This is a genomic window from Streptomyces sp. NPDC056361 (genome assembly GCF_042262805.1).
Lineage (GTDB): Bacteria > Actinomycetota > Actinomycetes > Streptomycetales > Streptomycetaceae > Streptomyces.
Map to the genome: position 1 here is coordinate 22603 of NZ_JBHJQI010000004.1, position 20563 is coordinate 43165.

Sequence of the window (20563 nt, forward strand, 5' to 3'; positions counted from 1 at the left end):
CCCTCAGCCGAAGGGGATCGGCGGGTAGCACGTGAAGGGCACCGCCACCTCGTACCGCCCCTTCTCCAGCCGGACGAGCGCCCCGCAGCCGAAGCTCTCCTTCTTCCCCTTGGGCTCGGCGCGGTCGCCCACGAGCGTGCCGCTGTCGGAGAAGCCGTCGGCGGCCTTCTGGAAGGACTCCGCGGTGAGGTCCTTGCCCGCCTTCCGGGCGATCGAGAGGAAGAGGTCGGCGCTCATGTACCCCGTCATCATGTGCATGTTCAGGGGTACGTCCTTGCCGCCGGCGGCCTTCCTGATGTCGTCCTTGAACTGCCGCATCGCGGGGCTGTCCGACTCGAAGGGCTGGAACTGCAGGAGCACGTGCACCCCGTCGAGGGCCTGTTTCGTGGCGTCCTTGGCGAGCAGCCCCGGGTCGTAGTCCGTCGGGTCGGTGATGAGCCCCTTGTAGCCGGACCGCTTGAGCGCGGTGAACAGGCCGATGTTGTACGGCGTCTGCATGACGGAGACCACGGCGTCGGGCGCGCCGCCGCCGGGGCCGGAGCGGAGGATCTCCTTGGTGTACGCGGACCAGTCGCTGGGCATCGAGGTCGCCGGGACCACGGCCTTGGCGTACGGGACCTGGAAGCCGGCCGCCTTGAAGCCCTGGGTGAAAGTGCGGATGCCGAACTTGCCGGCGTCGTTGTCGCCGGCGATCAGCGCAACCGACTTTCCGCGCGCGCCGCCGAGGACGGCCGCGAGGCTCTCGGGCCAGGTCTGGTTGAGCGTGCCGCCGGGGGTCGGGACGAGGCAGCCGTTGAAGCCGTAGATGTGCGCGGGCCCACAGAACGAGGGGAGTGTCCCCCAGCCCACGGTCGGGACCTTCCGGCCGTCGAGGAAGTCCGCGCCGGCGAAGGTGACCGAGCTCATGGGCGCGACCGCGAAGACCTCGTCCTGCTGGACGAGCTTGCGGGCCGCCGCCAGGTTCCTGGCCGGGTCCTGGCCGTCGTCCTCGGCCCCCAGGTACCGGATCTTCCTCCCGTTGACGCCGCCCTCGGCGTTGGCCCGGTCGTAGCGGGCCCGGGCGCCGAGATCGGTGTCCTTCTTGGAGTAGCCGCTGGCGGTCGTCATGGAGACGATGCCGCCGACCTTGATCGTGTCGGCGGTGACTCCGCGTACGGATGAGGGCGTACTTCCTCCGCTGGACGCGGAGTTGCAGGCGGTGACAAGGAGCAGGGTGAACGCGGCGGCGATGACGCGCAACGGTCGAGGCACGGGCGATCCCTCCGTCGGGTGACCGCATTCTGTGAGCGAACCCATGAACCGTCAATAACTGATACAGCATCATTTGATGATCCGTCAGAACTTCTGCGGCGGCGCCCGGGAATCTCTCCCGGCCCCACGCGGTTCACCCTGCGTGAGCACCTTCCCCGACGGCATCCGCTTCTCCGTCCTCGACCGCTCCCGCACCCGGGAGGGCGAGGACGCCCCTCGGGCGCTGCGCGCCACCGTGGACCTCGCCCGGGAGGTGGAGGCCCTCGGCTACCACCGGTTCTGGGTGTCGGAGCACCACGGCGTGCCCGGGGTCGCCGGTTCGGCGCCGACGGTGCTGGCCGCCGCGGTGGCGGCCGCCACGTCCGCCGTCCGGGTGGGCACCGGTGGGGTGATGCTCCCGAACCACCGGCCGCTGGTCGTGGCCGAGCAGTTCGGCGTCCTGGAGTCGCTGTTCCCGGGCCGGATCGACATGGGCGTCGGACGTTCGGTGGGCTTCACGGACGGTGTACGGCGGGCCCTCGGGCGGGACAAGGACGAGGTCGACCGGTTCGGCGAGCAGCTCGCGGAGCTGCTCGGCTGGTTCACCGGCGAGCAGGCGGCGCACCCGCAGGTGCACGCCCGGCCGGCGGAGGGGCTGCGGGTGCCGCCGTTCGTCCTGGCGACGGGCGAGGGCGCGTCCATCGCCGCGTCCTCGGGCCTGCCGCTGGTCATCGGGGACCTGCGGAACCGGGAGCGGCTGCTCGCCGCCGTGGACGCCTACCGCTCCGGCTTCCGGCCTTCCCCGTGGGCCGCCGAGCCGTACGTCGTCGTGGCCGGCACGGTCGCGGTGGCGGCGACGGAGGCGGAGGCCCGGCGGCTGCTCGTGCCCGAGGCCTGGTCCATGGCGTACTCGCGCACCCGTGGCGTCTTCCCGCCGCTCGACGCGCCCGAGCGGATCGAGGCCCTGTCCATGACGGAGAAGCAGCGCGGCTTCTACGAGGCGGGGCTGCGCGGCCATGTGCACGGCACGGAGGAGCAGGTGGCCGCGGCCCTCGCGGAGGCCGTGGCGGAGACCGGGGCGCAGGAGGTGCTGGTCACCACCAGCACCTACGACCGGGCGGCCCTGGGCGCGTCGTACCGGGGGCTCGCCCGTGCCGTCGGCCTGACGCCGCGAGCGTGACGCCGCGCCCCCACCCACCAGGGCAAACGGTCACCAGTGGCTAAAATCGGACCATGCACGACAACCCCCACGATCCGTACGTCCGCGTCCGCGGTGCCCGTGAGCACAACCTCGCCGGGGTGGACGTCGACATCCCGCGGGACGCGCTCGTGGCGTTCACCGGCGTGTCCGGCTCCGGCAAGTCCTCCCTGGCCTTCGGCACGATCTACGCGGAGGCGCAGCGGCGCTACTTCGAGTCGGTGGCGCCGTACGCGCGACGGTTGATCCACCAGGTGGGGGCGCCCGCGGTCGGCGAGATCACCGGGCTGCCGCCGGCGGTCTCGCTGGAGCAGCGGCGGTCCTCGCCGAACGCCCGCTCCTCGGTCGGTACGGTGACCACCTTGTCGAACTCCCTGCGGATGCTGTTCTCCCGGGCCGGGCGCTACCCGGAGGGCGCGGAGCGGCTCGACTCGGACGCCTTCTCCCCCAACACGGCGGCGGGCGCGTGCCCTTCGTGTCACGGCCTGGGGCTGATCCACGAGACCAGCGAGGAACTCCTCGTCCCCGACCCGGAGCTGTCGATCCGCGAGGGGGCCGTCGCGGCGTGGCCGGGTGCCTGGCAGGGGAAGAACCTGCGGGACGTGCTCGACGCGCTCGGCCACGACGTGGACCGGCCGTGGCGGGAGCTCGACGCGAAGGACCGGGAATGGATCCTCTTCACGGAGGAGCAGCCGGTCGTCACGGTGCATCCGGTGCGGGAGGCGGGTCGGATCCAACGGCCCTACCAGGGCACGTACATGAGTGCCCGCCGCTATGTCATGCGGACCTTCTCCGACTCGAAGAGCCCGACCCTGCGGGCGAAGGCCGAGAGGTTCCTGACCAGCGCGCCCTGCCCGGTGTGCGGCGGCGGGCGGCTGCGGCCGGAGGCGCTCGCGGTCACCTTCGGGGGCCGGAGCATCGCGGAGCTCGCGGCGCTGCCGCTGACGGCCCTGGCCGCGCTGCTGTCGGCGGCGGCGGCGAAGGAAGCGGACGGCACGACGGACGGCACGACCGTCGGCTCGGCGGTGGACGACGGGGAGACCGCGCGGGTGCTCACGGGCGACCTCGTCGCCCGGATGGCCACCGTCACCGAACTCGGCCTCGGCTACCTCAGCCTGGACCGGGCCACCCCCACCCTGTCGAGCGGGGAGCTCCAGCGGCTGCGGCTCGCCACCCAGCTCCGCTCCGGGCTCTTCGGCGTGGTGTACGTGCTCGACGAGCCGTCCGCCGGTCTGCACCCCGCCGACACGGAGGCGCTGCTCGTGGTGCTCGACCGGCTCAAGGCGGCCGGCAACTCCGTCTTCGTCGTCGAGCACCACCTCGACGTCGTACGGCACGCCGACTGGCTCGTGGACGTCGGACCGCGTGCCGGAGTGCACGGCGGGCGGGTGCTGCACAGCGGTCCGCCGAGCGGGCTCGCGGGCGTCGAGGCGTCCGCGACCCGGCGGTTCCTCTTCGACCGGGCGCCCGCGCCCGCGCGGGAGGTCCGCTCCCCCGCCGGCTGGCTGCGGACCGGTCCGGTCACCCGGCACAACCTCCGGGCGGTGGACGCGGCCTTCCCCGTCGGCGTCCTGACGGCCGTCACCGGGGTCTCGGGGTCCGGCAAGTCGACCCTGGTCGGCGCGCTGGCCGAGGAGGTCTCCGGCGCGGGCCGGCTCGTGACGGTGGACCAGCGGCCGATCGGCCGCACTCCGCGCTCGAACCTGGCCACGTACACGGGCCTGTTCGACGTGGTGCGGAAGCTGTTCACGGAGACGGAGGAGGCGAAGGCCCGCGGCTACAAGGCGGGGCGGTTCTCCTTCAACGTGTCCGGAGGGCGCTGCGAGACCTGCCAGGGCGAGGGTTTCGTCTCGGTGGAGCTCCTCTTCCTGCCGAGCACGTACGCGCCCTGCCCGGACTGCCGCGGCGCCCGCTACAACCCGGAGACCCTCCAGGTGCGGCTGCGCGGGCTGTCGATCGCCGAAGTCCTCGATCTGACCGTCGAGTCGGCCGCCGCGTTCTTCGCGGACACGCCCGCGGCCGCCCGGAGCCTGACGACGCTGCTCGACGTCGGCCTCGGCTATCTACGGCTGGGGCAGCCGGCCACCGAGCTGTCCGGCGGCGAGGCCCAGCGCATCAAGCTGGCCTCCGAGCTCCAGCGGCCGCACCGCTCCCCCACCCTGTACGTCCTCGACGAGCCGACGACCGGACTGCACCCGGCCGACGTCGAGGTCCTGATGCGCCAGCTCCACGGCCTCGTGGACGCCGGCCACTCGGTGATCGTCGTCGAGCACGACATGGACGTCGTCGCCACCGCGGACTGGGTCGTCGACCTCGGCCCCGGCGGCGGCGACGAGGGCGGCCTGGTGGTGGCGGCGGGTCCCCCGGACCGGGTGGCGCGGGCGGCGGGCAGCCGCACCGCGCCGTATCTGGCCCGTGCCCTGGGGTTCGACGGACGGTCGTGAGACCCCTGCTACGGGATCAGGCGGCCGTGTCGAAGGTGTAGTGGCGGGTGTGGTCCAGCATGTCCGCCGGGGTCACGTCGTTCCACGGGCGCATGGTGTCGCCGAGGTCGACGACGTTCGGGGTGCCGGCGGCCGGGAGGTACGTCGACCGGGGGTGGCGGGCCTGCCAGTCGGCCCACAGCTTGTCGACGAACGCGTGGTGCAGCCAGAACACCGGGTCGTTGGGCGAGACCCCGGTGCCCATCTGGCCGCCGACCCAGACGTGGACGCGGTTGTGGAGGTTCACTCCGCGCCACCCCTCCAGGTGGTTGCGGAACCCGTCCGACGAGCTGTTCCAGGGCGCCGTGTCATAGGTCTCCATGGCGAGGACGGAGTCCACTTCGGCGCGGGTGGGCAGCTGGCGGCCGCCCGCGCCGAGGTCGCGCCGGAGGAAGTCGCGCCCGTCCACCCGGACGTTGATCGTCCAGCCGTTGCCGGAGCGGGCGAAGGGGCCGTCCGTCACGCGGCCGTCGCGGGCCCGCCCGGTGCCGCCGAGGAAGTCGGGCGCCCAGAGGGACGAGCGGGAGGTGCGGTCGGCCGTCCAGTCCCAGTAGGGGAGGGTGACGGCCGGGTCGACGGACCGCAGCGCCTCCTCGAACTGTATGAGGAAGCGCCGGTGCCAGGGCAGGAACGAGGGCGACCGGTGGCCGACCCGGTCGCCGCTGTCGGTGTCGCTCATGATGAAGGCGTTGTGCGTGGTGACGAAGGTGTCGTACCGCCCGGAGCGCTTCAGCTCCAGGAGCGCGTCGACGAAGCGCCGCTTCTCGTCGGCGGTGAGGGTGGCCTGGTTCTTGCGTACGGTCATGCCGGTGCCGCTCCTGGATCGGATCAGGTGAGGGTGAGGGGTACGAGCGGGGCGCCCTGGAGTTCCCGGACGGCCGCGCGGGCCAGCGCCTTGGGCGTGGCGACGGGCTCGTAGTGGTTGATCACGCTGATCCAGGTGCCGTCGGCGTTCCGCATGACGTGCAGTTCCCGACCGTCGATCGTCACGGAGTAGCCGCCTCCGTGGTGTCCTCCGTGGTGGCCGCCGCTGTGCGAGGGGCCGCCCTGGATGCGGCGGCCCTGGTAGACCTCGTCGAAGGAGGCCGGGTCGGGGCCGGCCGCGGGAGCGGCGGCCCGGGGTGCGGCGGCGGCGTGGCCGGCCAGGGCGAGGCCCGCGGCGGCGCCTGCCGCGCCGGCCGCGACGCCGAGGGCCCGGCGGCGGGTGATGCTGGACATGAAACCCCCAAATGGTCTGCGCGACCGGGGGGACTGGTCATGTACCCCCCGGCGGTCCTCATCAGTACCCGGGGGTGTCGGCGCGGCGGAAATCCCGTACGACCGGTTGGCCGCGAAGTGGACAACATGCCACGGTAAGTACAGGTTTGAACGGAGTTGATCTTGCTGCCATGCGGAACAGGAGCACCCCGGAGCGAAGATCTTACGGAGAAGATGATCATTTTGTGAACGATCTTCGGTTCCGGGGTGCGCGGTGTGGGCCGGCCCACGCGGCCAGACTGTCCTGAAACGGCCTCAGCCCCGAGGGGCCTTCCGCCGCGCCCGCAGCCACTCCCTGTTCATCGCCGCGATCGACGGCAGGGGAATCCCCTTCGGGCACGCCGTCGCGCACTCCCCCGTCAGCGTGCAGCCGCCGAAGCCCTCGGCGTCCATCTGGGCGACCATGTCGAGGACGCGGGTCTCGCGCTCGGGCGAGCCCTGCGGCAGGACGTTGAGGTGGTTGATCTTCGCCGAGGTGAAGAGCATGGCCGAGCCGTTGGGACAGGCCGCCACGCAGGCGCCGCAGCCGATGCACTCGGCGTGCTCGAAGGCGGAGTCCGCGTCGGCCTTGGGGACGGGAGTGGCGTGCGCCTCGGGGGCGGCCCCGGTGGGGGCGGTGATGAAGCCGCCGGCCTGGATCACACGGTCGAACGCGCCGCGGTCGACGACGAGGTCCTTGACCACGGGGAAGGCGGACGCGCGCCAGGGCTCGACGTCGATCGTGTCGCCGTCGCGGAAGGAGCGCATGTGGAGCTGGCAGGTGGTGGTGCGCTCGGGGCCGTGGGCGTCCCCGTTGATGACGAGGCTGCACGCCCCGCAGATGCCCTCGCGGCAGTCGTGGTCGAAGGCCACGGGGTCCTCACCGCGCAGGATGAGGTCCTCGTTGAGGGTGTCGAGCATCTCCAGGAAGGACATGTCGGCGGAGATCCCGTCCACCTCGTAGGTGGCCATGGCGCCCTCGGCGCCGCCGTTCTTCTGGCGCCAGACGCGCAGGTTGAGCCTCATGCGTAGCTCCGCTGGGTGGGGTGGACGTACTCGAACGCGAGGTCTTCCTTGTGGAGGACGGGAGCGCCGGCGCCGCCGAACTCCCAGGCCGCCACATAGGCGAACTCCTCGTCGTCGCGGGCGGCTTCGCCGTCGGGGGTCTGGGACTCCTCGCGGAAGTGACCGCCGCAGGACTCGGCCCGGTGGAGCGCGTCGAGGCACATGAGCTCGGCGAGCTCCAGGTAGTCGACGATCCTGTTGGCCTTCTCCAGGGACTGGTTGAACTCCTGCCCCGTGCCGGGGACCTTGATCCGGCTCCAGAACTCCTCCCGGATCTTCGGGATCCGGTCGAGGGCGGTGCGCAGCCCCGCCTCGGTGCGGGCCATGCCGCAGAACTCCCACATGAGTTCGCCGAGTTCGCGGTGGAAGGAGTCGGGCGTGCGGTCTCCGTCGACGGCGAGGAGGAGGTTCAGCCGGTCCTCGGTCTCGGCGAGCACCTCCCGTACGGCCGGGTGGTCGTCGGTGACGGGCTCGGCGTGGGGGTGGCGGGCGAGGTAGTCGTTGATGGTCGCCGGGAGGACGAAGTAGCCGTCGGCGAGGCCCTGCATGAGGGCGGAGGCGCCGAGCCGGTTGGCCCCGTGGTCGGAGAAGTTGGCCTCGCCGACGGCGAAGAGACCGGGCACGGTCGTCTGCAGGTCGTAGTCGACCCAGAGTCCGCCCATCGTGTAGTGCACGGCCGGATAGATCCGCATGGGGACCTCGTACGGGTTCTCGGCGGTGATCCGCTCGTACATGTCGAAGAGGTTGCCGTACTTCTCCTCGACCGCTCCCCGGCCCATGCGCCGGACGGCGTCGGCGAAGTCCAGGTAGACGCCCTGGCCGCCGGGGCCCACCCCCCTGCCCTCGTCGCAGACGTTCTTCGCGGCGCGGGAGGCGATGTCACGGGGGACGAGGTTGCCGAAGGAGGGGTAGATCCGCTCCAGGTAGTAGTCGCGCTCGTCCTCGGGGATGTCGGCGGCGGGGCGGGTGTCGCCCTTGGCCTTGGGGACCCAGATGCGGCCGTCGTTGCGCAGCGACTCGCTCATCAGCGTCAGCTTGGACTGGTGGTCGCCGGTGCGCGGGATGCAGGTGGGGTGGATCTGGGTGAAGCAGGGGTTGGCGAAGTACGCGCCGCGCCGGTGGGCGCGCCAGACGGCGGTGGCGTTGGAGTTCATCGCGTTCGTCGACAGGTAGAAGACGTTGCCGTAGCCGCCGCTGGCGAGGACCACCGCGTCCGCGTAGTGGGTGGAGATCTCCCCCGTGACCAGGTCGCGGGCGACGATGCCGCGGGCCCGCCCGTCGACCACGACCAGGTCGAGCATCTCCGTACGGGCGTGCATCTCGACGTTTCCGGCGGCGATCTGCCGGGACAGCGCCTGGTAGGCGCCCAGCAGCAGCTGCTGGCCGGTCTGGCCGCGGGCGTAGAAGGTGCGGGAGACCTGGACGCCGCCGAAGGAGCGGGTGTCGAGGAGTCCGCCGTACTCGCGGGCGAAGGGCACTCCCTGGGCGACGCACTGGTCGATGATCTCGACGGAGATCTGGGCGAGGCGGTGGACGTTGGACTCGCGGGCGCGGAAGTCGCCGCCCTTGACGGTGTCGTAGAAGAGCCGGTGGATGGAGTCGCCGTCGTTGCGGTAGTTCTTGGCGGCGTTGATGCCGCCCTGGGCGGCGATGGAGTGGGCCCGGCGCGGGGAGTCCTGGAAGCAGAACTGGACCACCTGGTAGCCCTGTTCGGCCAGGGTGGCGCCGGCGGAACCGCCGGCGAGGCCGGTGCCGACGACGATGATCCGGTGCTTGCGGCGGTTGGCGGGGTTGACCAGCTTCGCCTGGAAGCGGCGGGTGTCCCAGCGTTCGGCGACGGGACCGGCGGGGGCGGCCGTGTCGACGACCGGTTCGCCGGTCGTGTAGTCGAGGAAGGTCATGTCAGCTCACCACTCCGGTCATGACGGCGACGGGTACGGAGACGAAGCCGGCGGTCAGCACGAAGGCGAGGCCGTCGGCGAGGGCCCGCAGCAGGCGCTCGCGGCGGGCGTTGCCGACGCCGAGGGTCTGGGCGGCGCTCCAGAAGCCGTGGCGGACGTGCAGGCCGACGGCGAGCATGGCGACGATGTAGACGACGTTGCCGTACCAGGTGGAGAAGGTGTCGACGACGTTCTGGTAGGGCTTGCCCTCCTCGAAGCCGCCGGCGTGGACGGTGCCGGTGGTCAGGTCGAGGATGTGCCAGACGATGAAGAGGGCGAGGACGATCCCGCCCCAGCGCATGGTGCGGGTGGCGTACGAGGCGCGCTTGCGGCGGTGGACGTACGCCGTGGGGCGGGCCTTCAGGTCGCGCCGACTGAGCTGGTACGCGGAGACGGCGTGGGCCACGACGGCGGCGACGAGCACGATCCGGACGATCCAGAGGGCCCACGCGTGGTGGAGGACGGGTGCGCCCATGACCCGCAGCCAGTGGCCGTAGGCGTTGAACTCCTCGGGGCCGAAGAAGACCTTCAGATTGCCGGCGACGTGCGCGACGAGATAGCCGAGCATGATCAGCCCGCTGACGGCCATGACCGTCTTCTTGCCGAGGGTCGATGACCAGAATCCGCGTGACGGGGCGGGGGACGGCGGGCGGCCCGTCGTCCGGTCCCTCGTGGGTGCCAGAGCCATGCCCACGACGCTAGGGCCGAAGGGCCCGAGAGGTCCAAGACATGGTCCGGCTGATCTCGATAGGCCGCGCCTATCCACATCGCCTACGCTGGGCACATGCAGTTCCAGCAGCTCCTCTACTTCGTCGCCGTCGCCGAGACCCGGCACTTCACCCGGGCCGCCGAGCGCGTCCACGTCTCGCAGCCCTCCCTCTCCCAGCAGATCAAGGCGCTGGAACAGGAGTTGGGCGCGGAGCTGTTCAGCCGGGCCCGGGGGAACATCACCCTCACCGACGCGGGCGAGGCGCTCCTGCCGCTCGCCCGCCGCATCCTCGCCGACACGGAGACCGCCCGCCTCGAAGTACAGGAGCTGGCCCAGCTGAAGCGGGGCCGGGTGCGGCTCGGCGCGACGCCGAGCCTGTGCACGGGGCTCCTCCCGGACGTCCTGCGGACCTTCCACGACCTGCACCCGGGGATCGAGCTGCTCATCGAGGAGGGCGGCTCCCACGACCTCGTACGGGAGCTGGCGCGCGGGGCGCTCGACCTCGCGCTCGTCGTGCTGCCGCTGCCCACCCCCTCACCGGCCCTCACCACCGTCGAGCTGCTCCACGAGGACCTGGTCGTGGTCTCCGCCGCCTCGGCCCCGCCGCCGCGCCGGCCCGTGCGGATCACCGACCTGCGCAACCAGCCCCTCGTCATGTTCCGCCACGGCTACGACCTGCGGGAACTCACCGTCGGGGCCTGCCGGGCCGCGGGCTTCGAGCCCACCTTCACCGTGGAGGGCGGCGAGCTGGACGCGGTCCTCGGCTTCGTACGGGCCGGGCTCGGCCTCGCCGTCGTCCCCGCGATGGTGGCGGCGCGTGCGGGGCGGGACCTACGCGTGACCGCGCTCGCCCGGCCGGGGCTACGGCGGACGATCGCCCTCGCACACCGCAGCGACGTGGCGCCCCCGAGAGCCGCGCGCGAACTCCAACGCCTCCTCCTCCACCGCAACGGCTGACCACCGAGCCCGCGGCGTCGTGGGCGTACCTCCACCCGTTGCGGGCAGGCGTTCCCCAAGGGGCGGTCCAGGAACTGCACCCCCGCCCGTTGTGGGCAGGCGTTCCTCCCCCAGACTTCGTCCGGGGGGACCCCCAGGGCGGAACGGGTGGGCACAACGGACGACGCCCCGCCCGTTGTGGGCAATCGTCCGCCAGGGGCGGGACGGGTGGGCACAACGGACGGCGCCCCTTGCCGGGCCTAGGCTTCCGCGCCTGAACCCGCACCGGATGCGCGCCGAGCAATGGGTGCGGGTCAAGGCACAAGGGGCGGAGGCGCCGCCGAGGGCGCCGTCCCGTGTGCCCACCCGTCCCGCCCTGGGGGTCCCCCGGACGAAGTCTGGGGGAGGGACGATTGCCCACACGGGCGGTGGGCGACGGCGAGCGGGCGGCGGGCGCAGCCCGCACAGGGGCGGGCGGTAGCGGGCGCGGCTCCACGGCGGTGGGCGGGGCGGGGTGAGCAGGGGGCGCGGGCCACACGGTGGCGGGTGCAGGTCGCGCGAGGTGCGGGCGCGGCCCGTGGGGCAGGTGGGTGTGGCATGGGCGAGCCCACGCGGGGTCGGTAGCGCTGCCTGCCCGCGTGGCGCGGGGCCCACCCGGAGGCTCACGCGGGGCGCACCGGAGGCCCGCTTGGTGCGGGTTCGGTGGAGGCTCGCGCAGCGTGGTTCGGCCGGAGGTGTGGACGGTGTGGGGCCGCAGGGGGGCCGCCCGGTGCGGGACCGGTACGTCGGGTGGTGTGGGGTCAGCGGGCCAGGTAGCCGCCGTCTACGGGGAGGATGGCGCCGGTGATGAAGGAGGCTTCGTCGGAGGCGAGGAAGAGGATGGCGGAGGCGACCTCGTCGGGGGTGCCGAAGCGGGCCATGGGGTGCCCGCGGACGACGTCGGCGAGGTACTCGGGCCCGCCGGGCTCGTGGCGCGCGGCGGCGACGCGTTCGGTCTCGATGGTGCCCGGGGCGACGGCGTTCACGCGGATCCCGTGCTCGGCCCATTCCACGGCGAGGTGTTTGGTCAGCCCGGAGGCGACGAACTTCGCGGGGCCGTAGACGGCCTGCCGGGCCTGCCCGGCCACGCCGGAGATGGACGAGGTGCAGACGATGGCGCCGCCGCCGGAGACGAGCATGGCCTCGATCGCGTATTTGCAGGTGAGGAACATGCCGCGGCCGTCGACGGCCATGACCGCGTCGAAGTCGGACGCTTCCGCCTCCGTGACGGAGAGCAGGGGGATGACGCCGGCGTTGGCGACGAGGACGTCGAGCCGGCCGAATCGGTCGACGGCGGTGGCGATCATGCGCCGGGCGTCGTCGGGGCGGGAGACGTCGCCGGTCACCGGGACGACTCCCGCCAGTGTGGCGAGGCGTTCCGCGTCGCGGTCGGCGGCCACGACGCGGGCCCCTTCGCGGAGGAACCGCTCTGCCGTCGCCCGCCCGATACCGCTCGCCGCGCCCGTGATCACGCACACCCGGTCCGCGAGCCGTCCCCGAGCCGTTTCCGCACCATGATTCGCCATGCTTCGCCAACGAGCGCGCCCGGCCGGAGTGTCGGTGGGCGACAGTAGGGTGGGGGGTATGGCAGACCCCTCCAGCTATCGCCCCAAGCCGGGTGAGATCCCCGACGAGCCGGGGGTCTACAAGTTCCGCGACGAGCACCGCAGGGTGATCTACGTGGGCAAGGCGAAGTCGTTGCGGCAGAGGTTGGCGAACTACTTCCAGCCGCTGACGAGCCTGCACCCGCGGACGGCGACGATGGTGACGACCGCCGCGTCCGTGGAGTGGACGGTGGTGTCGACCGAGGTCGAGGCGCTCCAGCTGGAGTACACCTGGATCAAGGAGTTCGACCCGCGGTTCAACGTGAAGTACCGGGACGACAAGAGCTACCCGTACCTCGCGGTGACGCTGAACGAGGAGTTCCCGCGGGTCCAGGTGATGCGCGGCCAGAAGAAGAAGGGCGTGCGGTACTTCGGGCCGTACGGGCACGCGTGGGCGATCCGCGAGACGGTCGACCTGATGCTGCGGGTGTTTCCGGTCCGCACGTGCTCGGCCGGGGTGTTCCGGAACGCCGCGTCGGCGGGGCGGCCGTGTCTGCTGGGGTACATCGGGAAGTGCGCGGCGCCCTGCGTCGGGCGGGTGTCGCCCGAGGAGCACCGTGAACTGGCCGAGGATTTCTGCGACTTCATGGCCGGTCGGACCGGCACGTACATCCGCAGACTCGAGAAGCAGATGACGATCGCGGCCGAGGACATGGAGTACGAGAAGGCCGCGCGGCTGCGGGACGACATAGAGGCGCTGCGCCGGGCCATGGAGAAGAGTGCCGTCGTCCTCGCCGACGCCACGGACGCCGACCTGATCGCCCTGGCGGAGGACGAGCTGGAGGCCGCCGTCCAGATCTTCCACGTCCGCGGCGGGCGCGTCCGCGGCCAGCGCGGCTGGGTCACCGACAAGGTCGAGGCCGTCGACACGGCGGGGCTCGTGGAGCACGCGCTCCAGCAGCTGTACGGCGAGGAGAGCGGCGAGGCGGTCCCCAAGGAGGTCCTGGTCCCGGCGCTGCCCGAGGACGCGGCGGCGGTGACCGCGTGGCTGTCGGGCCGCCGCGGGTCCAACGTCTCGCTGCGGATCCCGCAGCGCGGCGACAAGAAGGACCTGATGGAGACGGTGGCGCGCAATGCCCAGCAGGCGCTGGTGCTGCACAAGACGAAGCGCGCCAGCGACCTGACGACGCGCTCCCGGGCCCTGGAGGAGATCGCCGAGGCCCTGGACCTGGAGTCGGCGCCGCTGCGGATCGAGTGCTTCGACGTCTCGCACCTGCAGGGCGAGGACGTGGTGGCCTCGATGGTGGTCTTCGAGGACGGGCTGCCCCGCAAGAGCGAGTACCGCCGCTTCCAGATCAAGGGCTTCGAGGGCCAGGACGACGTCCGGTCCATGCACGAGGTGATCAGCCGCCGCTTCAAGCGCTACCTGGCCGAGAAGGACCGGACGGGGGAGTGGGGGCCGGCCGGCGACGGCGAGGTGCCGGACGGCGGGGAGGTGCCGGCCGAGGACGACGGGCGGCCGAAGCGCTTCGCGTACCCGCCGCAGCTGGTGGTGGTCGACGGCGGGCAGCCGCAGGTCGCCGCGGCCCGCCGTGCCCTCGACGAGCTGGGCATCGACGACATCGCGGTGTGCGGGCTGGCCAAGCGCCTGGAGGAGGTGTGGCTGCCGGGCGACGACGACCCGGTGGTGCTGCCGCGGTCGAGCGAGGGCCTGTATCTGCTCCAGCGGGTGCGTGACACGGCTCACGACTTCGCCATCCGCTATCAGCGGTCCAAGCGGACGAAACGCATCCGGACCAGCCCCCTTGACGCGGTGGCAGGGCTCGGTGACACCCGGAAACAGGCGTTGATCAAGCATTTCGGCTCGGTGAAGCGGCTCCGGCAGGCGACAATCGAGCAGATCTGCGAGGTCCCCGGCATGGGCCGGAAGACCGCGGAGGCGGTCGTCGTGGCCCTCGCAGCGGCGGCTCCGGCCGCACCCGCCGTGAACACGGCGACAGGAGAGATCATGGAAGACGACGGGGGCGGCACGGCATGACCGCGCACGAGCAGGACCGGAACGAACCGCAAGACCAGCACGACCGAGAAGACGGAGCAGGACACGTGAGTACGGGCACGAAGGAGACCCCCGGCGACAACGGCGCCGAGGCGGCCATTCCCGAGCTGGTGATCATCTCCGGCATGTCCGGAGCCGGCCGGTCCACCGCGGCGAAGTGCCTGGAGGACCTCGGCTGGTTCGTCGTGGACAATCTGCCGCCCGCGCTGATCCCCACCATGGTGGAGCTCGGCGCCCGCTCCCAGGGCAACGTCGCCCGGATCGCCGTCGTCGTGGACGTCCGCGGCCGGCAGTTCTTCGACAACCTGAGGGAGTCCCTCGCCGACCTCGACGCCAAGCAGGTCACCCGCCGGATCGTCTTCCTGGAGTCGTCCGACGACGCCCTCGTCCGGCGCTTCGAGTCGGTCCGCAGGCCGCACCCGCTCCAGGGCGACGGCCGCATCACCGACGGCATCGCCGCCGAGCGCGACCTGCTGCGCGAGCTGCGCGGCGACGCCGACCTGGTGATCGACACCTCCAGCCTCAACGTGCACGAGCTGCGCGCCAAGATGGACGCCCAGTTCGCGGGCGACGAGGAGCCCGAGCTGCGGGCCACCGTGATGTCCTTCGGCTTCAAGTACGGCCTGCCGGTCGACGCCGACCTCGTCGTCGACATGCGCTTCCTGCCGAACCCGCACTGGGTCCCCGAGCTGCGCCCCTTCACCGGCCTCAACGAGGAGGTGTCGAACTACGTCTACAACCAGCCCGGCGCCAAGGAGTTCCTCGACCGCTACACGGAGCTGCTCCAGCTGATCGCCGCGGGCTACCGTCGCGAGGGCAAGCGGTACGTCACCGTCGCCGTGGGCTGCACCGGCGGCAAGCACCGCTCCGTGGCCACCGCCGAGCGGCTCGCCGCCCGTCTGGCGGCCGAAGGGGTCGAGACCGTCGTCGTGCACCGGGACATGGGGCGCGAGTGAAGCCGTACCGCCGGCGTACGTCCACCCTCGCGGTGCGGCGTACGCTCCGCAGGCGGGGCACCCAGCCCAAGGTCGTCGCGCTGGGCGGCGGCATGGGCCTCTCGGCGTCCCTCGCCGCGCTGCGCCGGATCACCGGCGACGACCTCACCGCCGTCGTGACCGTCGCCGACGACGGGGGCTCCAGCGGGCGGCTCCGGGAGGAGCTCGGCGTGCTGCCGCCGGGCGACCTGCGCAAGGCGCTCGCCGCGCTCTGCGGGGACGACGACTGGGGCCAGACCTGGGCCCGGGTGATCCAGCACCGCTTCCAGTCCAAGGGCGAGATCAACGGCCACGCCGTCGGCAACCTGCTGATCGTGGCCCTCTGGGAGCAGCTCGGCGACCCCGTCCAGGCCCTGGACCTGGTGGGGCGGCTGCTCGGCGCCCAGGGCCGGGTGCTGCCCATGTCCTCGGTGCCCCTGGAGCTCCAGGCCCTGGTCAAGGGCCACGATCCGGCGCGTCCGGACGACGTGGACACCGTGGCCGGGCAGGCGACGGTGGCGCTCACCCCGGGCGAGGTGCAGTCCGTGCACCTCGTGCCGCACGACCCGCCCGCCGTGCCCGAGGCGGTCGCCGCGGTCCTCGACGCGGACTGGGTCGTGCTGGGTCCGGGCTCCTGGTTCTCGTCCGTGATCCCGCACCTCCTGGTCCCGGAACTCCTCGACGCCCTGGTCGAGACGAAGGCCCGGAAGGTGCTCTCGCTGAACCTCGCGCCGCAGCCCGGAGAAACAGAGGGCTTCTCCCCGCAGCGTCATTTGGAGGTTTTGGGACGACACGCCCCTAAACTCGCCCTGGACGTGGTGCTCGCCGACGAGGCGGCCGTGCCCGACCGCGAGTCCCTCGCCGATGCCGCCAAGCGGCTCGGTGCCGCGGTCGAGCTGGCGCCGGTGGCCGGGCCCGACGGCTCCGCGAAGCATGACCCGGAGCTGTTGGCCGCCGCGTACGACCGTATTTTTCGGATGCATGGAAGGATCGGCCCATGGCGATGACGGCAGCGGTGAAGGACGAGATCTCCCGGCTTCCCGTCACCCGGACCTGCTGCAGGAAGGCAGAGGTCTCGTCGATCCTGCGGTTCGCGGGCGGGCTGCACCTGGTGAGCGGCCGCATCGTGATCGAGGCGGAGCTGGACACGGCGATGGCGGCCCGCCGCCTCAAGCGGGACATCCTGGAGATCTTCGGGCACAGCTCCGAGCTGATCGTGATGGCTCCCGGCGGGCTGCGGCGCGGCTCGCGCTTCGTGGTGCGGGTGGTGGCCGGCGGCGACCAGCTGGCCCGCCAGACGGGTCTCGTGGACGGCCGGGGCCGCCCCATCCGGGGCCTCCCGCCGCAGGTGGTCTCCGGTGCCACCTGTGACGCCGAGGCGGCGTGGCGGGGTGCCTTCCTGGCGCACGGCTCGCTGACGGAGCCCGGCCGGTCCTCCTCCCTGGAGGTCACCTGCCCGGGACCCGAGGCGGCTCTCGCCCTGGTCGGGGCGGCGCGCCGGCTGTCGATCGGGGCGAAGGCCCGCGAGGTGCGGGGGGTGGACCGGGTCGTCGTCCGCGACGGCGACGCGATCGGCGCCCTGCTGACCCGGCTCGGCGCGCACGAGTCGGTGCTCGCCTGGGAGGAGCGGCGGATGCGGCGCGAGGTCCGCGCCACCGCCAACCGCCTGGCCAACTTCGACGACGCCAACCTGCGCCGTTCGGCCCGCGCGGCGGTCGCCGCGGGTGCCCGGGTGCAGCGCGCGCTCGAGATCCTCGCGGAGGAGGTGCCCGAGCACCTGGCCGCGGCCGGCCGGCTCCGCATGGAGCACAAGCAGGCCTCCCTGGAGGAGCTGGGCGCGCTCGCCGACCCGCCGCTGACGAAGGACGCGGTGGCCGGCCGGATCCGCCGGCTGCTCGCGATGGCCGACAAGCGGGCACAGGACCTGGGCATCCCCGGGACCGAGTCCAACCTGACCGAGGAGCTCGACGACAGCCTCGTCGGCTGACCGGATCGATCACCCGTACGGAACGGTGAACTCCGCGCTGCCGGTGCCTTTCTGAGGCACCGGCAGCTTTTTCGTACACCCGGTGAGGCACCCTTGACAGGCCCATGGGCGCCCATGAGCCTGGCGTCTGTTCACCTTCGTGGCAGACAACAGCAAGGGGGGCTCATGAGACGCAGAGCGAGATCGATCCTCGCCGCGGCTTCACTGCTGATCGCGGGAGTGGCGGCGGCACCCGTCGCCGGAGCGCAGCCGAACGACCGGGACGGCGGCGACGCCCTGTCCGTATGGCGCGCGGTGGTCACCAAGGAGCAGGTGCCCCTGCTCCTCGACGCCGGTGCCGACGCGCAGGAGCTGACCGAGCAGGTGCCCGCGAAGGGCTCCGCGACGGTCGAGCTCTTCCTCACCGGCCGGCAGGCCGGGCGGCTGCGCGGGCAGGGCGTCGAGCTCGCCGAGCACAACCTGACCGCCCAGGCCGAGAAGCGGGTCGCCGCCGCCGGGGACGGCGTCTTCCGCCCGTACGGCGGTCCGAACGGCCTCAAGCAGGAGATCCTGGACACCGCCCGGGCCAACCCCGGGATCACCAAGGTCGTCTCCATCGGCAAGACCGTGAAGGGCCAGGACATCCTCGCCCTCAAGGTCAGCAAGGGCGCCCAGCGCGCCAAGGACGGCTCCAAGCCCGCCACGCTGTACATGTCGAACCAGCACGCGCGCGAGTGGATCACGCCGGAGATGACCCGGCGGCTGCTCCACCACTACCTCGACGGCTACGGCAAGGACGAGCGGATCACCCGGATCGTCGACTCGACCGAGCTGTGGTTCGTGCTCTCCGCCAACCCGGACGGCTACGACTTCACGCACGCCGACCCGGAGAACCGGCAGTGGCGCAAGAACCTCCGCGACAACGACGGCGACGGGCGGATCACCTCCGGCGACGGCGTCGACCTCAACCGCAACTTCGCCTACAAGTGGGGTTACGACAACGAGGGTTCGTCGCCCGACCTGGCCGACGAGACCTTCCGCGGCAAGGGGCCCATGTCGGAGCCCGAGACCAGGGCCCTCGACGCGTTCCAGAAGCGGATCGGCTTCGCGTACGGCATCAACTACCACTCGGCCGCCCAGCTCCTGCTGTACGGCGTCGGCTGGCAGGTCGCCACCGACACCCCCGACGACGTGGCCCTCAAGGCCCTCGCCGGCACCCCGCAGAAGTCGGCCGTGCCCGGCTACCGGCCGCAGGTCTCCTCGGAGCTGTACATCACCAACGGCGAAGCGGACGGACACGCCGCCAACGTCAACGGGATGCAGATGTTCACCCCGGAGATGTCGACCTGCGCCACCGCCTCCCGGGTCGACCCGAACGACGCCTGGAACGCGGCCGACTGCGCCTCCGTCTTCACCTTCCCGGACGACGAGAAGCTGATCCAGGCCGAGTTCGCCAAGAACATCCCCTTCGCGCTCGCCGTCGCCGAGACCGCCGTCCACCCGGACCGGCCCGTCTCCCCGGTCGGCATCGACGCCCCCGACTTCACCCCGAAGGCCTTCGCCACCTCCTACGCCCGCGGCGGGGAGCAGGAGGTCGCGGTCACCGCGCGCAAGTCGCTGCGCGGCAAGACCCTGAAGTACCGGATCAACGGCGGCCGCACCCGCACCGAGGAGCTCGACGCCTGGCAGGGCGGCGAGACCTTCGGCGGCGAGGACAACCTCTACTTCGACGAGTACCGCGCCGAGGTCGAGGGCGCCCGCCCCGGCGACTCCGTCGAGGTCTGGTTCGCCGCCCGCACCAGGGAGGGCAAGGCCACCGCCTCCGCCCCCTTCACCTACAAGGTGGCCGAACGCCCCCGCGGCGACGTGCTCGTCCTCGCCGACGAGGGCGGGACCACCGCCGCCCGGCACGCCGCCGCGTACGTCAAGGCGCTGGCCGACAACGGCCGTTCCGCCGCCGTCTGGGACGTCGCCACCCAGGGCTCCCCGGACGCCCTAGGCGTCCTCTCCCACTTCCGCACCGTCGTCTGGTACACCGGCGCCGAGCGGCCCTCCGGGCCCACCCAGCTCGCCGTCCGGAGCTATCTGAACGAGGGCGGCAAGCTGGTCAACGCCGGCGAGAAGTCCGGCGGGCTCACCCAGATCGGCCGGGCCGAGTCCAACGACTTCGCCCAGTACTACCTCGGCGCGTACCACCGCGCGGGCCTCAAGACCCCGCCCGCCTTCGCCGGCAGCCGCGCCCTCGCCGGCACCGGCGCGGGCCTCGGCGCGGCCGCCGACAACCCGCTCGACAACGCGGGCGCGTACACGGTCACCTCGGACACCCTGAAGCCGAAGGAGTTCCCGCAGTTCGCGAGCAGCGCCGCCGCGGGTGACTACCCGGGCATCCGGACCCCGTTCGAGCCCGCCGAGGGCGCGTCGTTCGCCGCAGTCAAGCACGCCGACGACACCTGGGCCCGCCTCGCCAGGACCGTCGACCTCACCGGCGTCGTGGCCGCGCAGCAGCCCCGCCTCGACTTCCAGGTCAGCTACGACACCGAGCCCGGCTACGACAACCTCGTCGTCGAGGCCCACACCGTCGGCCAGGACGACTGGACGACCCTGCCCGACCTCAACGGCGGTACGTCCACCGAGCCTCCGGCCGACTGCGGCGAGGGCTACTACGTCCGCGGCCACCCCTTCCTCGCCCACTACCTCACCGTCGGCGAGGACGGCTGCGCGTCCAACGGCACCACCGGCTCCTGGAACGCCTTCACCGGCCCCTCCAACGGCTGGCGCCAGGCCTCCGTCGACCTGAGCGCCTGGGCCGGCAAGCAGGTCGAACTCTCCGTCTCGTACGTCTCCGACCCCGGTACGGGCGAGATGGGCGCCTTCGTCGACGACACCCGGCTCGTCATCGGGTCCACCACCGAAGCGGAGGGCTTCGAGACCGCCTTCGGCGCCTGGACCGTGCCGGGCGCCCCGGCCGGCAGCCCCGGCAACGCCGCCGACTGGACGCGCTCCGCGGCGCTCTTCCACTCCCAGGCCGCGGTCACCACGCGGGACACCGTCCTCCTCGGCTTCGGCCTGGAGCACGTGCCCGGCGAAGCCGACCGGGCGCGCCTCGTCGGCCGCGCCCTCGCGGTGCTCCGCCGCTGACGGAGAGTAGTGGGGACAAAGGTCCCATGGCGGCCCGTACCCGTTGGTA

General features: G+C 72.3%; 15 protein-coding genes. 8 read left to right on the top strand and 7 right to left on the bottom strand.

Annotated features, from left to right (window positions below; translation table 11 throughout):
- Nucleotides 1-3: 3 nt before the first annotated feature.
- Nucleotides 4-1251, bottom strand: a complete 1248-nt coding sequence (locus ACFCY7_RS02100) for an ABC transporter substrate-binding protein (RefSeq protein ID WP_376480528.1) — start codon at nt 1249-1251, stop codon at nt 4-6.
- Nucleotides 1252-1393: 142 nt separating this feature from the next.
- Here ACFCY7_RS02100 and ACFCY7_RS02105 point away from each other — a divergent pair, with 142 nt between their 5' ends.
- Nucleotides 1394-2410 (top strand): MsnO8 family LLM class oxidoreductase, encoded by a 1017-nt coding sequence (locus ACFCY7_RS02105; protein WP_376480529.1) that lies wholly within the window; start codon nt 1394-1396, stop codon nt 2408-2410.
- A 53-nt stretch (nt 2411-2463) separates the two neighbouring features.
- Nucleotides 2464-4872: an ATP-binding cassette domain-containing protein gene (locus ACFCY7_RS02110; protein WP_376480530.1), complete on the top strand. Its 2409-nt coding sequence runs from the start codon at nt 2464-2466 to the stop codon at nt 4870-4872.
- A 16-nt stretch (nt 4873-4888) separates the two neighbouring features.
- Here ACFCY7_RS02110 and ACFCY7_RS02115 read toward each other — a convergent pair whose 3' ends face one another.
- From ACFCY7_RS02115 to ACFCY7_RS02135, 5 genes are all read right to left on the bottom strand, one after another.
- The gene (locus ACFCY7_RS02115) at nt 4889-5716 is read right to left on the bottom strand and encodes a tyrosinase family protein (protein ID WP_376480531.1); all 828 of its coding nucleotides are present in this window, start codon (nt 5714-5716) and stop codon (nt 4889-4891) included.
- A 23-nt stretch (nt 5717-5739) separates the two neighbouring features.
- Entirely contained in the window at nt 5740-6129 is a 390-nt protein-coding gene (locus tag ACFCY7_RS02120) for a tyrosinase cofactor (protein ID WP_376480532.1), read from the bottom strand.
- A 294-nt stretch (nt 6130-6423) separates the two neighbouring features.
- Complete coding sequence (locus ACFCY7_RS02125; RefSeq protein ID WP_376480533.1) at nt 6424-7173, bottom strand: succinate dehydrogenase/fumarate reductase iron-sulfur subunit; 750 nt, start codon at nt 7171-7173, stop codon at nt 6424-6426.
- Complete coding sequence (locus tag ACFCY7_RS02130; protein ID WP_376480534.1) at nt 7170-9113, bottom strand: fumarate reductase/succinate dehydrogenase flavoprotein subunit; 1944 nt, start codon at nt 9111-9113, stop codon at nt 7170-7172. Before ACFCY7_RS02130 ends, ACFCY7_RS02125 begins: the two co-directional genes overlap by 4 nt.
- A gap of 1 nt (nt 9114) precedes the next feature.
- A complete protein-coding gene (locus ACFCY7_RS02135) occupies nt 9115-9840 on the bottom strand; it encodes a succinate dehydrogenase (protein WP_376480535.1) in 726 nt (241 codons plus the stop codon).
- A 96-nt stretch (nt 9841-9936) separates the two neighbouring features.
- Between ACFCY7_RS02135 and ACFCY7_RS02140 the strand changes: the two genes are divergently transcribed.
- Complete coding sequence (locus ACFCY7_RS02140) at nt 9937-10818, top strand: LysR family transcriptional regulator (RefSeq protein WP_376480536.1); 882 nt, start codon at nt 9937-9939, stop codon at nt 10816-10818.
- 779 nt (nt 10819-11597) lie between these two features.
- Here ACFCY7_RS02140 and ACFCY7_RS02145 read toward each other — a convergent pair.
- A complete protein-coding gene (locus ACFCY7_RS02145) occupies nt 11598-12362 on the bottom strand; it encodes an SDR family NAD(P)-dependent oxidoreductase (RefSeq protein WP_376480537.1) in 765 nt (254 codons plus the stop codon).
- Nucleotides 12363-12420: 58 nt separating this feature from the next.
- Between ACFCY7_RS02145 and uvrC the strand changes: the two genes are divergently transcribed.
- From uvrC to ACFCY7_RS02170, 5 genes are all read left to right on the top strand, one after another.
- Nucleotides 12421-14418, top strand: a complete 1998-nt coding sequence (uvrC, locus tag ACFCY7_RS02150; RefSeq protein WP_376480538.1) for an excinuclease ABC subunit UvrC — start codon at nt 12421-12423, stop codon at nt 14416-14418.
- Entirely contained in the window at nt 14415-15392 is a 978-nt protein-coding gene (gene rapZ / locus ACFCY7_RS02155; RefSeq protein WP_051787300.1) for an RNase adapter RapZ, read from the top strand. The genes uvrC and rapZ overlap by 4 nt, the downstream gene beginning before the upstream one ends.
- Nucleotides 15389-16417: a uridine diphosphate-N-acetylglucosamine-binding protein YvcK gene (gene yvcK, locus ACFCY7_RS02160; RefSeq protein WP_376480539.1), complete on the top strand. Its 1029-nt coding sequence runs from the start codon at nt 15389-15391 to the stop codon at nt 16415-16417. Before rapZ ends, yvcK begins: the two co-directional genes overlap by 4 nt.
- Nucleotides 16408-17397, top strand: coding sequence for a DNA-binding protein WhiA (gene whiA, locus ACFCY7_RS02165; RefSeq protein WP_351212932.1), 990 nt, complete (start codon nt 16408-16410; stop codon nt 17395-17397). Before yvcK ends, whiA begins: the two co-directional genes overlap by 10 nt.
- A 165-nt stretch (nt 17398-17562) precedes the next feature.
- Nucleotides 17563-20514, top strand: a complete 2952-nt coding sequence (locus tag ACFCY7_RS02170; protein WP_376480540.1) for a M14 family zinc carboxypeptidase — start codon at nt 17563-17565, stop codon at nt 20512-20514.
- Nucleotides 20515-20563 lie beyond the last annotated feature (49 nt).